13 protein-coding genes and 3 pseudogenes are annotated in these 14,235 nt (G+C 68.6%); 9 read left to right on the top strand and 7 right to left on the bottom strand.

The window, feature by feature from the left end:
- Positions 1-80: 80 nt before the first annotated feature.
- A complete protein-coding gene (locus ACZ45T_RS38515) occupies positions 81-188 on the bottom strand; it encodes a pentapeptide repeat-containing protein (RefSeq protein WP_468449043.1) in 108 nt (35 codons plus the stop codon).
- Between the two features lie 32 nt (positions 189-220).
- A complete protein-coding gene (locus ACZ45T_RS38510; RefSeq protein ID WP_468449039.1) occupies positions 221-766 on the bottom strand; it encodes a hypothetical protein in 546 nt (181 codons plus the stop codon).
- Positions 767-792: 26 nt separating this feature from the next.
- Between ACZ45T_RS38510 and ACZ45T_RS38505 the strand changes: the two genes are divergently transcribed.
- Entirely contained in the window at positions 793-1,053 is a 261-nt protein-coding gene (locus tag ACZ45T_RS38505; protein ID WP_468449037.1) for a hypothetical protein, read from the top strand.
- Between the two features lie 275 nt (positions 1,054-1,328).
- On the opposite strand, the gene ACZ45T_RS38500 is transcribed toward ACZ45T_RS38505, so the two are convergent.
- Positions 1,329-1,670 carry a HopJ type III effector protein gene (locus ACZ45T_RS38500; RefSeq protein WP_468449035.1) on the bottom strand — a complete coding sequence of 114 codons (342 nt, stop codon included), beginning with the start codon at positions 1,668-1,670 and terminating at the stop codon, positions 1,329-1,331.
- A 305-nt stretch (positions 1,671-1,975) separates the two neighbouring features.
- Between ACZ45T_RS38500 and ligA the strand changes: the two genes are divergently transcribed.
- The 5 genes from ligA to ACZ45T_RS38475 all read left to right on the top strand — a co-directional run bounded on the left by ligA (position 1,976) and on the right by ACZ45T_RS38475 (position 8,902).
- Positions 1,976-4,024: an NAD-dependent DNA ligase LigA gene (gene ligA, locus ACZ45T_RS38495; RefSeq protein WP_468449034.1), complete on the top strand. Its 2,049-nt coding sequence runs from the start codon at positions 1,976-1,978 to the stop codon at positions 4,022-4,024.
- 471 nt (positions 4,025-4,495) lie between these two features.
- Entirely contained in the window at positions 4,496-5,329 is an 834-nt protein-coding gene (locus ACZ45T_RS38490) for a PIG-L family deacetylase (protein WP_468449032.1), read from the top strand.
- A gap of 799 nt (positions 5,330-6,128) precedes the next feature.
- Positions 6,129-6,320 (top strand): hypothetical protein, encoded by a 192-nt coding sequence (locus tag ACZ45T_RS38485; RefSeq protein WP_468449030.1) that lies wholly within the window; start codon positions 6,129-6,131, stop codon positions 6,318-6,320.
- A gap of 409 nt (positions 6,321-6,729) precedes the next feature.
- On the top strand, positions 6,730-7,569 hold the full coding sequence (locus tag ACZ45T_RS38480) for a zinc finger domain-containing protein (RefSeq protein WP_468449028.1): 840 nt from the start codon (positions 6,730-6,732) through the stop codon (positions 7,567-7,569).
- Positions 7,570-7,780: 211 nt separating this feature from the next.
- A complete protein-coding gene (locus ACZ45T_RS38475; protein ID WP_468449026.1) occupies positions 7,781-8,902 on the top strand; it encodes an IS630 family transposase in 1,122 nt (373 codons plus the stop codon).
- A gap of 34 nt (positions 8,903-8,936) precedes the next feature.
- Here the strand turns inward: ACZ45T_RS38475 and ACZ45T_RS38470 are convergent, their stop codons facing one another.
- Together ACZ45T_RS38470 and ACZ45T_RS38465 are read right to left on the bottom strand one after the other, a co-directional pair.
- Complete coding sequence (locus tag ACZ45T_RS38470) at positions 8,937-9,473, bottom strand: SMI1/KNR4 family protein (RefSeq protein WP_468449024.1); 537 nt, start codon at positions 9,471-9,473, stop codon at positions 8,937-8,939.
- A 62-nt stretch (positions 9,474-9,535) separates the two neighbouring features.
- Positions 9,536-9,735, bottom strand: a pseudogene (locus ACZ45T_RS38465) (IS5/IS1182 family transposase); the annotation flags it as partial.
- Between the two features lie 2,145 nt (positions 9,736-11,880).
- Between ACZ45T_RS38465 and ACZ45T_RS38460 the strand changes: the two are divergent.
- A complete protein-coding gene (locus ACZ45T_RS38460; protein ID WP_468449022.1) occupies positions 11,881-12,222 on the top strand; it encodes a MerR family transcriptional regulator in 342 nt (113 codons plus the stop codon).
- 247 nt (positions 12,223-12,469) lie between these two features.
- A pseudogene (locus ACZ45T_RS38455) lies at positions 12,470-12,668 on the top strand (cold-shock protein).
- Positions 12,669-12,930: 262 nt separating this feature from the next.
- Here the strand turns inward: ACZ45T_RS38455 and ACZ45T_RS38450 are convergent.
- Together ACZ45T_RS38450 and ACZ45T_RS38445 are read right to left on the bottom strand one after the other, a co-directional pair.
- Positions 12,931-13,269, bottom strand: coding sequence for a PRC-barrel domain-containing protein (locus tag ACZ45T_RS38450; RefSeq protein WP_468449041.1), 339 nt, complete (start codon positions 13,267-13,269; stop codon positions 12,931-12,933).
- A 51-nt stretch (positions 13,270-13,320) separates the two neighbouring features.
- On the bottom strand, positions 13,321-13,596 hold the full coding sequence (locus ACZ45T_RS38445) for an isoamylase early set domain-containing protein (RefSeq protein WP_468449020.1): 276 nt from the start codon (positions 13,594-13,596) through the stop codon (positions 13,321-13,323).
- 522 nt (positions 13,597-14,118) lie between these two features.
- On the opposite strand from ACZ45T_RS38445, the pseudogene ACZ45T_RS38440 reads away from it, so the two are divergent.
- Positions 14,119-14,235: pseudogene (locus tag ACZ45T_RS38440) on the top strand (DUF4097 family beta strand repeat-containing protein); the annotation flags it as partial.

Raw genomic sequence — 14,235 nt, 5'->3', positions numbered from 1 at the left:
AGCTACCTCGCCGGCCTCCACCTCCGCGCCGCAATGATCTGGATCGACGACCTGATCAAGACCGCCGAATGATCACGACATCACACAGGCCCTAGGACCGCTCCGGCAAGGTTGGCTTCGTCCAGGTAAGCGTTGCTGAGGTCGGCGTACGGAAGGATCGCGTGGTTGAGATCCGCCCCGGTGAGCACTGCGCCGGGCAACCTGACGTCACCGAACACCTTTAGCTGGTGCCGCCAATTCCGCAGATCCGTGCGGCTGAGATCCAGCACCCCCCTTGGTCGTGCTGTGGCTCCCGCCGCGCCAGAACGTCCATGGCGGCCGAGACATCAGCCGACGGCGCGGTCTTCCGCGGCAGCGGGGCGTGCTGGCGCACGTATGCGGAGAGCACGGAGACGACGGTGGGCTGATCGGCGACGGAGTTCTTCATGATGCGCTCCAGCGCGTAGATCCCGCCCAGACGCACGTCCACTGACTTGGAATCCAGGTTGCCGACGGCATCGTTGAAGCGGGTCGTGATTTGCTGGTCCTCGATGACCTGTAGCTGCTTGTCGGTCTGGCCGACCTGCAGCCAGGTGAAGAGCAGCGCGGCGACGGCCGCTAAACCCGGCAGGAGCAGCAGGAGCAGCAGGAGCAGCGGGAGTCGGGAGGCGGGCGGTGCGGGGCCGGCGGTCCTGCGGGCCCGCCGGCGACGGTCCGCCAGGCGGCGCTTTGCGGTACGCCGCCGCAACTGCCGGCGAACCCGTTCGAGGAAAGCGAACCTGGTCACCTCACCATTGCCGCACGCCCGGGCCTATGGGCGGACATGCCACACCGTGGCTCTCTTTTGAGCCGCAGCTCGGCACCGACGGTTTCGGGTACGCCTCGCTTTCGGGCGGTGGAGGGTGTCAGCTTGTTCCTCATGCTCTGACCTCGAACGATGCCCTCGACCACATCGCCCGGTACGGCAAGACGTCGGCGCAGCGCCTGTTCACCGGGGCGTTCGTCGCGACCGTGCAGCGCCTTTCCGGCCTCGGCCACCTGGACCTCGGTTACATGCCGTGGGGGCAGGCATGAGCGGCAGCGAGGTGTCCACCGGCGCCGCCTTCACACCGGGGGCTGGACGCTGCGAGCACATGCTGGCCGTGCGCGGCGCTGGCCTCGGCAAGCCCGAGCCGGCGCCGCCGCTGTAGGCAGTGCTGCCGACGACCGTGAACGACCTGTTCCGGCTCAACCTCAACGGCGGCTGCTGACGCCGGTGACGCCTCGTCCCACTCTTGAAGGGCTGGGGGAGTGGTTGTATGGGGCGGTGTTCCGCTCCTCGCCTTTGGTGCTCGCCCGGATTTCGCTGTTCAGCTCTTGCGGGCCAACGGTTGCCCGGCGAAGCTCACCCCTTCCAGGCCATGGGCCATGAGGTTGCGAATGTTGCCGTGATCAGTGTCGTTCGGCGTCGCCAGCACACTGCGATAGTGCTCACCGAATGCCAGCAGCGCCTCTTGGTCGCTCAGCCCTTCCAGCAGGGCCAGTCCCAGCGTCTTGCAGGACCCCTCGTTCTCACCTGCGGCATTTTCCAGTTCTCCGTTGCGGAACGCCTGCGGCTGATAGTCGAAATGCGCGGCGACGAAGGCCAGGGTGTCGGCGAACTGGTGCTCACCTGACGCGAGGCTTGCCCGCAGCGAGTTCAGATCCGTCATGTCGGTTCCCTTGGGTTGGACAGACGATCCGATTGCCGTCCGTGACCGGAGGACAATACCCCCGTTGAGGCCAGCCGGTAGGAATCGGGCCACATGTCGGAACGAGCGGCATCTCCGCAGGTCATGATGTGCGTCTGGGTGATCCGCCGAGAGCCGTTTGGGTCCGGGCGATCGACCGCGAGGGCGGTGCTGATCAGCAGGCCGTTGCCGTTCCCGCCCTGTGCCGCAGGTCGGCTCGGTTGCCTGCCGTGGCAAGGCGGGGTCGGGCGGTGGCGTTGTCAGTGCGGGGCAGGATGATGACCTTCATGACCGAAAACAGTGCCCTGCTCTCTCCTGCCGCCTACGCGGAGGCCGTCACCACCGCCGTGGCGGCGTCGGCCGCGTACTACGGCGACGGGACCACCCCGCTCGGTGACGACGAGTACGACGGGCTGCTGCGCGCCATCGCGGCCTACGAGGAGGCCCACCCGGACGCGGTGCTTGCCGAGTCGCCGACCGGGAAGGTGGCGGGCGGGGCTGTGCAGGGTGACGTGCCGCACTCGGTGCCGATGCTCTCCCTCGACAACGTCTTCGACGCTGACGAGCTCGCCGAGTGGGCCGCAGGGCTGGAACGGCGTCTCGGGCACCCTGTGGCCGGGTGGTGTGTGGAGCCGAAGCTCGACGGCCTCGCGGTGGCCGCCCGCTACCGGGGTGGGCGACTCGTTCAGGTCCTCACCCGCGGCGACGGCCTGGCCGGCGAGGACATCACCCACGCCGCCGACGCCGTCCTCGGTCTGCCGCCGGTACTCACCAAGCCGATCGACGTCGAGTTGCGCGGCGAGGTGCTGCTGACGACCGCGCAGTTCGAAGAAGCCAACCGGATCCGGCTCGCCCACGCGGCCACCCCCTTCGCGCACCCGCGCAGCGGAGCAGCCGGCACCCTGCGAGCCAAGGACCGCCCCTACCGGATCGAGTTGACCTTCTTCGCCTACAGCGCGATCGGCCTGGACGACCTCGGCCACGTCGCCCTGCTGGAGACCCTGGCCGCGCTCGGCGCGAACACGGCCGCCAGCACGGCCGCCGCCCCGATGCGATGCGAGACCGTAGAACAGGTGCAGGAACGTATCGACGTGATCGCCGGCCTGCGCGGAGACCTGCCGTTCGGGATCGACGGTGTCGTCGTCAAGGCCGACACGGCCGAGGACCAGCGGCAGGCAGGCAACGGCTCGCGCGCCCCGAGATGGGCGGTGGCCCGGAAACTGGCGGCCGAACACAAGGTGACGCGCCTGCTGGCGGTGGAGTGGAACGTCGGCCGGACCGGGATCATCGCCCCGCGCGCTGTCCTGGAGCCCGTGGTCATCGACGGGGTGACGGTCACCTACGCCACGCTTCACAATCCGTCCGACATCACCCGGCGCGGGCTCATGATCGGCGACCAGGTGTTCGTGTACCGGGCCGGCGACGTGATCCCCCGGGTCGAGGCACCGCTGGTCGACCAGCGCACCGGCGCCGAGAGCCCGATCGTCTTCCCCGAGGCGTGCCCCCGCTGTGGCGACGCGATCGACACCTCCGAGCAGCGGTGGCGGTGCGTGCGCGGCCGGAGCTGTCAGGCCGTGGCCTCGGTGATCTACGCGGCTGGCCGGGACCAGCTCGACATCGAAGGTCTCGGCGCCACGCGCGCGATCCAGCTGGTGGAGGCCGGTCTGGTCAAGGACGTCGCCGACCTGTTCACGCTGACGCGCGAGCAGCTCCTCGGTCTGGAGCGGATGGGTGAGACCAGCGCCGCCAACCTCCTGGCCGCGATCGAGACCGCCCGCGGAGCTGCGTTGAGCCGCGTGTTCTGCGCCCTCGGTGTCCGCGGCACCGGGCGCACGATGTCCCGCCGGATCGCCGCGCACTTCGGCTCGATGGCCGCGATCCGGGCCGCCGACGCGGACACGCTGGCCGGGGTCGACGGCATCGGCACAGAGAAGGCCCGCGTCATTGCGGCCGAACTCCTCGAACTCGCCCCGCTCCTCGACAAACTCCAGGCCCAGCAGGTCGGCACGCAGGTCACCGAGCCACAGAAGCCCGCGACCGACGCGACCGACGCGAACGACGGCGAGCAACCGGCGGGCGGCCAGCTGGCCGGACAGGCCGTCGTGGTAACCGGCTCCATGACCGGCCCCCTTGCGGTGTTGTCCCGGAACGAGATGAACGAGCTGATCGAGCGGGCCGGCGGAAAGGCATCGTCGTCGGTGTCCAAGCGCACCACCCTCGTGGTGGCGGGCGAGAAGGCCGGCTCCAAGCGCACCAAGGCCGAAGAACTCGGCATCCGCATCCTCGACCCCGAGGAATTCACCGTCCTCGTCGCCGGTCTCCTCCCCACCACCTAGGTGGCCCTGTCCGGCCGATCTTGAAACTCCAGAAGTGCGGCCGCTGGCCCCGCCGTCACAGCAGCCCGATAGCGTTCATCCACCAGGCGAATGAACCCACGGTCGCGGCGGTCACCGGCTTCCATGGTGCGGCGCCAACCAGACCCCTCGCGTTCCCACTGTTCACGTGCGATCTCACCGCGGAAATGCCCGTCGACCTTGGGCACCTGGACCTCGGCTACACGCCGTGGGGGTGGTAGAACCGCGCCCCGTACCTCGTTCGCGTTGAAACGCCGATGCCTGGAAGGCCAAGTGGCCGCTCCGGGAACAGCCGGTCCGGTCGGCGCGGTTGTATCGACCGGGGGACCGGAGCCACGGGAGGGGAGCACGGAGACCACAAGGTCGCCCGCCCGACCAGGATCCGGGCCCCCAGGATCGCGGTACGCCCGCCGCGCACTCGGACCAAGAAGTTTTCTGCAGGAGGATTGTTTCGTGACTGACCGGCCCTTGACGCTCATGGCAGTGCACGCCCACCCCGACGACGAGGCCACCGGAACCGGAGGGGTCCTCGCGCGGTATGCGGCGGAAGGCATCCGCACGGTTCTCGTGACGTGTACCGACGGCCGTTGCGGTGACGGACCGGGGGGTGTCAAGCCGGGCGATCTCGGGCATGATCCGGCGACCGTCGCCTTGATGCGCCGTCAAGAACTCGAAGCGAGCTGTGACGTCCTGAAGATCAGCGATCTGGAAATGCTGGACTACGCCGACTCCGGGATGATGGGCTGGCCGAGCAACGACGCCCCCGGATCCTTCTGGCAGACCCCCGTGGAGGAAGGCGCCGCCCGACTTGCGGAACTCATGCGGCACTACCGACCCGATGTGGTCGTCACCTACGACGAGAACGGCTTCTACGGCCACCCCGACCATATCCAGGCCCACCGCATCACGATGGCGGCGCTGGAGATGACCGCGCTGACTCCGAAGGTGTACTGGACGACGATGCCCCGCTCGGGGCTGCAGCGGTTCGGGGAGATCATGCGCGAGTTTCATGAGGACATGCCGGAGCCGGATCCCGTCGAGGCCGCCGCGATGGCCGAGATCGGCCTCCCCGACGATGAGATCACCACGTGGGTGGACACCACCGCGTTCAGCGGTCAGAAGTTCGACGCGTTGGCCGCGCACGCCAGTCAGGGCGAGAACATCTTCTTCCTCAAGATGGGCAAGGAGAGGTTCGGCGAGTTGATGGGCATGGAGACCTTCGTACGTGTCAAGGACGTCACCGGCGCGGCCGTACCCGAGAACGATCTCTTCGCCGGACTGCGCTGATCCGCCCGTCCGACCGGGGGCCGGGAAAGCTCATCGGCCGCACCGCGCGCTCGAGCGGGGCCGGGAGCCCTCGGCCGTCGGCGGCTCCCTGCGGGAGCGGTGGGCGGCTATCGCTCCCGCCCTCGCCGGGCACGTGGCAGCCGTCGGCTTCGACCCGCAGTCCGGCTGACCGTGTGCCCGGCTCGTCGGCTTGGGCGACGATGGCACGCCTGGAGCAGGCCCGCGTCGTGGCGGCCACCTATCCTGCGGCGGGCCGTACGGTTGTGCGCGCCCTGCGGATTCTGCCTCCCGGTGCCGTGCCCGCAGAGGCCGATGCCGCCGCCCCGGCAGCCCCGTCCGATCCCGCTGAGCTGGTACGGAGGCCGGCGCTGGACGGCTATCGCCGCGCGATCGCCGCGCACCGTTTGGCTCCGCCCGCCCGGCGGGCGGACACTGCCATCGCGGATGCGGTGGAGCGGCAGACCCGGGAGATGCGGGAGTTCAGCCGCAGAGCGTTCCCGGACCCGGACGTCGTCCCCGCAGGGCGCGCCGTCGCCGGTCGAGGCCGCCCGCGCGCAGCGGTGCCTCCAGGCTGCGGCCCTCCGCCGAGCCGTCGCTGAGCTTGCCCAGCGCTTCGGAGCGGCAGTTCTGCTGCCTGAGACTGCGCCGCTCCGGACGACGGCTTGATCATGCGATGACCTGCGGCACCAACGTTGCTGGTGGCACGATGAGTTGGGAGGAAAGGTGGGGGTTCGTGCGGGGGGACAGACGGCAGATTCAGACGGCGGTCCTGGGGGGCGCGGATTCGGAGGAGCCGCTGATGCTGTCGCTGGAGGCGATCGAGCTCGATGCCTTCCGCCGGGGGCACGAGGACGACACGTTCTGGTGCGGGCTGCTCCTCGGCGGCTGCGGTGTCCAGCTGACGACGAAGTTGTACACCGATCGGGTCTGCCACTTCGCCCACCACCCGGGCGCGGAGCCAGTGGGACACGAGTCGACCACTTGTATGTGAAGGCTGCGACCGCGGCCTGGCTGCGCGATCGCGGGGAGCAGGCCGACTTCGAATTCGCCCGGCCGAACGGAGCCACGATCGGCTCCGTCATCGACATCCGGTTCCAGAGCCGTGGGCTGCGTGTGCACCTGGACCGGGAAGTCGAGCCCGTGTGGGACGAGGACGGCGTCGAGCCGGTGCTGGGGGTGTCGGTGCCGGTGGACGACAAGACGCTGGTCCGGCGCTGGTACGTCCACCGCATCCGTCTGGACAGCGAGGGCACCCACCGCCGGGTACGGATCGGCACTGAGGAGTTCGCGCGGGACGTCGAGTGGTTCGCGCTGGATGAGTGCGAGATGACCGAGCGCGGGCTGTCGACGCCGGCGGTGGAACGGATCGTCCGTTCCCGCAGCACCCGCCCTGTCTCGACTTGGGGTGTGAGCAAGGCCGCAAAGCCCCGGACCCGCAGGCGCGGGCGCAGCTGCTGCTGCGGAAGCTGGCAGATGCCCGCCGGGTGGAGTCCGTGGTCCTCGTCACTCAGGTCTGCCGCGATATCGCCGCAGTGGAGGTGGTGGAGGGAGAAATGCAGGAGCAGCTGTCGGACGGGGTCGCGGAGGCGAAGCGCTGGCTGGAGATCCAGACCGAGGCACGGCGCAAGTTGTTCCTGCTCTTGGAAGAGGCTGTCGCGGCGGGGAACCTCGTGGCGATCGGCCACCTGCTGGTGATGGCCAACGGGACCGCGAGCCATGACCGCTCCAAGGCCGAGACGGTAGTCGCGGAGCAGGCCGACGCACTGCTGGCCGCGGATGCGCAGGAGCGGCAGGAGGAGATCCTGGCCGCCCAGCTGGAGGCTGAGCGGGCCCGGCGGGCAGCAGAGCGGGCCCGGGCGCTGCTGTCGTCTCTGCGGCGGCGTCCGGTCGGGCGCCGGTCGATGGGGCGTGAGGTGATGCGGGATTCGGTGCGCAGGCTGCTGCGGGCGGCTGAGGAGGCTGGCAGCGTCCTCAGTGCCCGGGAGCGAGAGCTCGTCGAGTCGTGGAAGACGCGTGCCGGTCTCGCCGAACCTCCATCCGAGACCGGCCGTCCCGTCGGCAAGGAGTCGGGGGCTGGACCTGACCGCGACGCGGCCCTCGTGCGGGGGCAGCGGGCAGGGAAGAGGCAGGCTCATGAGGTGGCGTGTCCGGCCTGCGGCGCTGAGCCCGGAGTCCGGTGCGAGATCCCCGGCGGCTATCACCCGTCCCGTGTGGCCAGGTTGAGGCGCTCGCCCCGCTGAGTGCGGATGGGCCTGAGAGGGCCGGGTCACTTTTCCGCGCCGGACCGGCTCCCCGTCGGTCAGCGCTCTGGCGAGGCGGTGCTGACGATGTCGTACGAGTGCTGGTGCTTCTGGCCGGTCATCGGCTAGTGCTGTGACCGGGAACCTTTGCCGGGTTGCTCGTTGTGCTGGTTGGAAGTGACGACGCTTCCAGCCAGCGTGGGGAGGCGGGATGGCGCAACCGGTCAGGGTCCGCGGGCTGACCGAGCAGGAGGGTCAGAAGCTCCAGCACATCGTGCGGAGGGGCAGCACCAGCTCGGTGCGGTTTCGGCGGGCGATGATGCTGCTGGCCTCGGCAGGTGGCAGCACCGTCCCGGTCATCGCGCGACTGGTCCAGGCGGACGAGGACACCGTCCGTGACGTGATCCACAGGTTCAACGAGATCGGGCTCGCATGCCTTAACCCTCAGTGGGCGGGAGGCCGTCCCCGCCTGCTCAGTGGTGACGACGAGGACTTCGTGATCCAGACGGCCACCACCCGCCCGACCCAGGTCGGTAAGCCCTTCACCCGCTGGTCGATCCGCAAGCTCGCCGATCACCTACGACGCAACATCGTCCGCCCGATTCGGATCGGCCGCGAGGCCCTACGGTGCTTACTGGCCCGCCGCGGGATCACCTTCCAGAGGACGAAGACCTGGAAGGAGTCCCCGGATCCGGACTTCGACGCCAAGCTGGACCGGATCGAGTACGCGATCAAAGAACGGCCGGACCGCACGTTCGCCTTCGACGAGTTCGGCCCGCTGGGCATCCGCCCGACAGCCGGCTCCTGCTGGGCTGAAGAAAACCGTCCCGACCGGCTGCCGGCCGCCTACCGCCGCACCCACGGAATCACCTACTTCCACGGCTGCTACTCGATCGGTGACGACCAGATGTGGGGCGTCAACCGGCGACGCAAGGGCATCGACCACACCTGGGCGGCCGTGAGAACGATCCGGGCCGCTCGCCCGGATGGCGCCCCGATCTACGTGATCCTCGACAACCTGTCCGCACACACCAACTGGCGGATGAAGCGGTGGGCGGTGAAGAACAAGGTCGAGCTGTGCTTCACCCCGACTTACGCCTCCTGGGCCAATCCCATCGAAGCGCACTTCGGGCCGCTGCGGCAGTTCACCCTCGCCAACTCCCACCACCCCAACCACACCGCCCAGACCCGGGCCCTGCACGCCTCCTTGCGGTGGCGTAACAAGAACGCCCGCCACCCCGACGTCCTCACAGCCCTACGACGCGAACGCGCCCGCATCCGCAGCGAGAAGGGCATCCGATGGGGCGGCAGACCACTACAAACAGCAGCCTGACCGCCCGACGTGGCAAGCCTTCCCGGGCACAGCACTACATGTCGAAGGGTTCGTAGCGGGCGTCGCCTCCGGGCCAGGCGCGGTCCATGAACGGCGCCCGGTCGAGGCCGTCGAAGCAGCGCATCAGGAAGTCGGTGAAGGTGCCGCTGGTGCGGTACCACTCCCCACACTCGCTGCCGACGACGATCTCCCAGTTGCGCGGATCCGGGTCGCTGGCCAGGAAGTAGTACTCGCTGCTGTGCTCGTCGTGGCCCAAGCGGATGAGCCCACCAGGGTCGGGGTGGAACGGGAACGGGTAAAGGTCCTCCCACCCTCTCCGTGCCTCGCGCCAGAAGTCCAGGGACCAGAACTCCTCGAGTTCGGCAGGGGTCATGAGACCCGTTGGCCGGTCCAGGTGAAGGTACCCATCGAGGGTTCCCGGCCCGTATATGTCCATGAAGGCCTTGTAGTCCGCGGGCAGTGTGACACCGAGGTGCCGTTCAGAGACCTCCCAGACCTCTCGGCGCGGCCAGCCCCACGCCTCCTCCGGCTCACCGAGCAGTGCCTGGAGGCGTTCCAATGGCGATGGCATGTCTTCCCTCGTCCCTGATATGTGACTGGCCGGGAATATCATCAGGCCTCCCTCTGACAACACCGATAGGCGCCCAGGCCGCTGCCGTGGTGTGTGCTGCAACGGGCGATGGCCGGAAGGATGCCGCGGGCCCGAACCTGGTGGCGGTAGATGTCGTGGACGTAGCCACGGCCCGCGAAGACGGACTGAGGTCCGGGCCCCGAACGGGTGGGATGTCACCAAGCAGGGGCATGAGCTGGGTGACGTCCTTGCGGTCACTGCCGCCCTCCTCATCCATCACAGAGGGGCCCAGCGTCCTCAACCCGGCGAACCTTCCCGGTCACAGCACTAGGGAGCTGCGGGGGCTTCTTCCTTCGCGCGGCCGGGCGTTCACGGGCCCGCGCAGACGAAATCCGTGGTGCGCCACCAGGGCAAGGAGGGTGGCGTCAGAACGGGTCCTCTGGCTGCGGTTCCGGATGGTGTCGAGCAGTTACGGGGACAGGGTGGCGGGCAGGAACCACAGGCCTGCGGTGCCGATGGTCGTGACCATCACGGTCAGGACGACGGTAGGCCTCCCCCCCCCCGGCTGGGCCGGCCCAAGTGGCAGGGCGCGCACAGAGCGACCCGGCGGGCGATTCCGGAGGCCGGGTGGAAGGTGACCGTGAGGGCTGGATCGGCGAGGACCTGGTCCTCGTCCGGGCATAGGTGGCAGCGCGGGGCGACGGCGACCCGACGGAGTGCCCTGGCGCCGGGGGTGCGGGAGATCGGGGTCTTCACCGGTGCCCAACGAGGTCGGCGCACGTGCGTGACGCGGTGCCCGGAGAACGCGAAGAGGCCCCGGAGCGGATGCTCTCCTGGGGCCTCTCGGGCCAGGGCGCGGTGTCGTGGTCAGCGGTGCGTGCGCAAAGCCTTCGTCTGCTCCTCCCGGCGGCCGGGCCGGATGCCCAGTCCCAGCTCCGCCAGCGCGTCCATGACGACCGTGGCGGTGTCCTAGAGCGGACGCCCTTCGCGCGGCGACTGGAAAAGAAGGGCGGGGCGGAGCGATCCAGAACGCGGGAGTTTTGAGAGGTCTTCTGCGAGCCGACACCCGGACAAACCGGACCAGTTTCGAGCCTCTCGCAGAACTCGCGCATCTGGTCGATTGCGAGAACCGGGTGGGAGCGGATTCTCCCCGAGCCAGCGGCGCACTGTCTCCGCGCCCTCCGGGCGGCCGAGTTCGTCGAGCACCGATGCTTGCAGCTCCAGCACGGCATGAAGTCTCGGAAGCAGGGTGGGCGTCGTAGCGATACGACGGTGGCAGAGCTCCACAGCCTCCGCCGTCACCCGTAGAGCCCCGGAAAGGTCACCCTCCATCGCGGTGAGCATTGCCAAGACAGCCAGCGAGGTGGCGAGGTCGGGTTCGTAGGCGGCGGGGTTGCCGACCGCCAGCCTGCGGTAGACCGGCATGGCAGCTTTGACCAGGTCCCGGACGTACCGGACAGCTGTTGGACGATCCGGTCCATCTCGCGGAACGGGCTCCCCGGCGGCTACGCCCTCCTCTTCGGCCAGGCAGAACTGCGCCAGCCCCAGCCCGCCGCCTGATCCCCGGTCCTGGCGGCCGTGGAACCCTCGGGGGAGGCGGCCGGATCCGCCAGTGCGTCCCAGGCCGGCGCCGTTCGAGGCCGATTACCTCACCGTCGAACACACGGAAATCTATGACGGCCAGAGTAGACATTGGGTGGTGGTGTAGTTATGGTTTCTCTCGTAGCCCAGAGAGACCGCAGGGCCTGGCAGAGACGAACTGCCGGGCAGCAGTACCCGCAGGACAGGTAGTTTCAGTTCGTTGGACGGTGCGGTGGTGGAGTTCCGAAGCCAAGGTTGTTGCAGGTCGGCGACGGGACTGACGACCGGACCGGGTGGCCCGCAGTGATCAGGGGCCGCCGAGAGAAGTACCGCAATTGACGCAGTGGCAGTACCCAGCAGTGAAGTCAGTGAGCAGTACCTCGGTGAAGGCGTCGGCTGCGGGCGCGCGCACCGGGAAGTTCGGCAGTGGGGTTCTAAGCCAGAGCAGACGCAGGATGGGCGACGGGGCTGGCTGCCGAAGTGGCGCTGTGAGAGGCCACCAGCAGTGCAAGCAGTTCGCAGTAACGGCAGTACGCAGTTCCCGTTTGGTAAGTAGTTGATCACCGAGGGAAGAACGGAGGGATTGGGCGCCATCAGGATCGCCCGGGCGGAAGTCTTGAGTCCGGGTACCGCAGGACATCGATAGTGAGGTGGTCTCCGGTCAAGCAACCGCGATCCCCGCACCCCCGACGGCGTATCGGTCGGGTCTGCGGAAACAGAAGGCCGGCGCAGTACCAGGGCCGGCAGATGGTGTAGCAGTTCCTTCGGGGCCCTGGTGCCGTACGGCACCAGGGCCCCTCCACGCGTTCCGCAGAAAGAGGTGCAAATGACAGCACACGACTCGTTCGACGATCGTCTCGACGACGACGACTACCCCGCCTACACGATGGGCCGGGCCGCCGAGATGCTCGGCACCACCCAGGGCTTCCTGCGCGCCATCGGCGAAGCTCGCCTCATCACCCCGCTGCGCTCTGCGGGCGGACACCGCCGCTACTCCCGCTACCAGCTGCGCATCGCCGCCCGCGCTCGGGAACTCGTCGACCAGGGCACCCCCATCGAGGCCGCCTGCCGCATCGTCATCCTCGAAGACCAGCTCGAAGAAGCCCAGCGCATCAACGCCGAATACCGCCGCGCCGCCGAATCAGCGAATCCAACGGCTGCGGCCTGAGGCAGGGAAGCCTGCCGGGTACCGGCGGGCCCCCGCCCCCACATGTCTGGGGTGGGACGCGCAGGTCGTCTCCTATGGTGACAGGGTGTGCGGGCGTGTAGCGTCTGCGTAAGCTGTCGTGGTTCGGAAGTTCCCTTTGCCCACGCTTTCGGCGTGGGCGTTTTGCTGTGCTGTGCCGCAGGAACCAGGGCGATCACCTCCGCCTTCCGCACGTGTGGGAGGCATCATCGACTGGAAGGCATGAGACATGGCTACGGGAACTGTGAAGTGGTTCAACGCGGAGAAGGGCTTCGGCTTCATTGCCCAGGACGGCGGTGGCCCGGACGTCTTCGCCCTCCGCGATCAACTCCTCGGGCTTCCGCGAGCTCCAGGAGGGCCAGGTCGTGACGTTCGACGTCACCCAGGGCCAGAAGGGCCCGCAGGCCGAGAACATCACCCCGGCCTGATCTTCCCCACCCTCCTGCGGACGGCGGGACAGCGCTCGGCGCGTGCGGGCTGCCTCGTGCAGCCCGACCCGAACAGGGTGTCGCCGAACTTCTCCGGCGACATCGACAGGATCTCAGGCGCACGCGATCAGGGCTGCGCAGCTGCTGCGCGGCCCTGACCCGGCTCTGCTGGCGGAGGAAGTTCGGCCCGACGATCGCGCCGTCCCCTTGCAGGGCTGCGGCTCCCGTGCGTGGTGGGGAGCCGCAGCCCGGCGGGCTGGGCTCAGACGTGGCCGCGGCCGTAGTACTGGCCGAGTTGGTCACGGTAGGCGGCGTCGCCGCGGTGCTTGTCCTTGTCGTACTCGGGGGAGTCCTTGATCTGGTCCTTGGTGAGGTTGACGTTGACCGTCTTCTCCGTCACGTCGACGCGGACGACGGTGCCGGCGGGGATGAGGACTTCCTTGCCGAAGATCCACGGGCCGGTGTCGACGACGATGTAGGAGGCGCCGACGTCTTCGGTGGCCTCGTCGACCTTGCCGATGTGGCCGTCGCTGGCTTCGACCTTGAAGCCGACCAGGCTGGTGCCGGGCGTGTAGTGGGACTCGGGGTTGTAACTCCACATGTCGGTCACAGGGATTCTCCTTCTGCGTCAGGGGTGTCGTCGGGCGACGGGTCAGGTGTGTAGGAGGCTGTTGCGGCCGTCGTGGCCATCTGCTCCGTCTTCATCGAGCCAGTGCCCGCCGTCGGCGAGGTAGCGGAAGCCGTGGTGCTGGTTCACCGGGAAGGTGACCGTGACCGCGCGGCTTCCGTCGGGACGCTCGGCCATCGGGTGGGCGCCGGGCCGCCAGTCGTTGAAGTCGCCGACCACGCTGACCTCACCGGCCGGATGGCCAGCGGGCAGGACGAACGTGATCTCGGTCCGCTTCTTGCTCCGAGTGCGCTCCAACATGGACGGTCAGCTCCTCACCTGCGGGGGAATGGCTTCGCCATCTCTGCCCGCTGCGCCGGTCTTGGTAGCGGGTGGCTACGCCACCCGCCACAGCTGTCCCCCGCTCGGCCGCACGTTCCGGCGGCTCGGCGGATCCGTCTCGGCGGCGGGAGTGCCGGCGCCGTGGGCGAGCGCCGCCGCTACTGCCAGGCCTTGGAAGGGCGGCCTGAGACCATGCGGTGGGTGAACAGGGGTACCAGCGGCAGGGCTGGCGCGTCCGAGCGGCCTACGCCTTCCGCATACAGAACAGCAGGTCGGTCCTGCGGCCGCACGAGGGCGCGGAGGCCGCCTCCAGCGGAGCGTTCGCTCTCATTCCATTGCAACGAGCGGATGGCCGTTGTTGCATTAAAACCCAAACCATTGCAACAACTTCTTATCCCTGACCTGCACTGATGGCAGTTTTACGCAACGAGCGTGTTGCCACACCTACGAACGCAACGTAGCTTTTCCCTCATCGGAAACAACGAAGCGAAGGAAAAGACCATGCAGAAGTTCGCCACCACCACCCCGATCGCCACCGTCCTGGACATCCCCGCGGGCCGCATCCGGTTCATCGCCGCCGACCGGGCCGACACCACCGTCGAGGTCCTGCCCGCGAAC

The organism is Streptomyces sp. NPDC030995, from assembly GCF_055571215.1.
Note: the sequence above shows the minus strand (reverse complement) of the source record. Positions and strands in the feature narration are given on the sequence as shown.

Bases quoted from the DNA above. Each gene is read 5' to 3' on its own strand.
- ACZ45T_RS38505 (WP_468449037.1), top strand. From the start codon at position 793: ATGGGCGGACATGCCACACCGTGGCTCTCTTTTGAGCCGCAGCTCGGC.
- ACZ45T_RS38500 (WP_468449035.1), bottom strand. From the start codon at position 1,670: ATGACGGATCTGAACTCGCTGCGGGCAAGCCTCGCGTCAGGTGAGCAC.
- ligA (WP_468449034.1), top strand. From the start codon at position 1,976: ATGACCGAAAACAGTGCCCTGCTCTCTCCTGCCGCCTACGCGGAGGCC.
- ACZ45T_RS38485 (WP_468449030.1), top strand. From the start codon at position 6,129: ATGCTGTCGCTGGAGGCGATCGAGCTCGATGCCTTCCGCCGGGGGCAC.
- ACZ45T_RS38475 (WP_468449026.1), top strand. From the start codon at position 7,781: ATGGCGCAACCGGTCAGGGTCCGCGGGCTGACCGAGCAGGAGGGTCAG.
- ACZ45T_RS38470 (WP_468449024.1), bottom strand. From the start codon at position 9,473: ATGCCATCGCCATTGGAACGCCTCCAGGCACTGCTCGGTGAGCCGGAG.
- ACZ45T_RS38460 (WP_468449022.1), top strand. From the start codon at position 11,881: ATGACAGCACACGACTCGTTCGACGATCGTCTCGACGACGACGACTAC.
- ACZ45T_RS38450 (WP_468449041.1), bottom strand. From the start codon at position 13,269: ATGTGGAGTTACAACCCCGAGTCCCACTACACGCCCGGCACCAGCCTG.
- ACZ45T_RS38445 (WP_468449020.1), bottom strand. From the start codon at position 13,596: ATGTTGGAGCGCACTCGGAGCAAGAAGCGGACCGAGATCACGTTCGTC.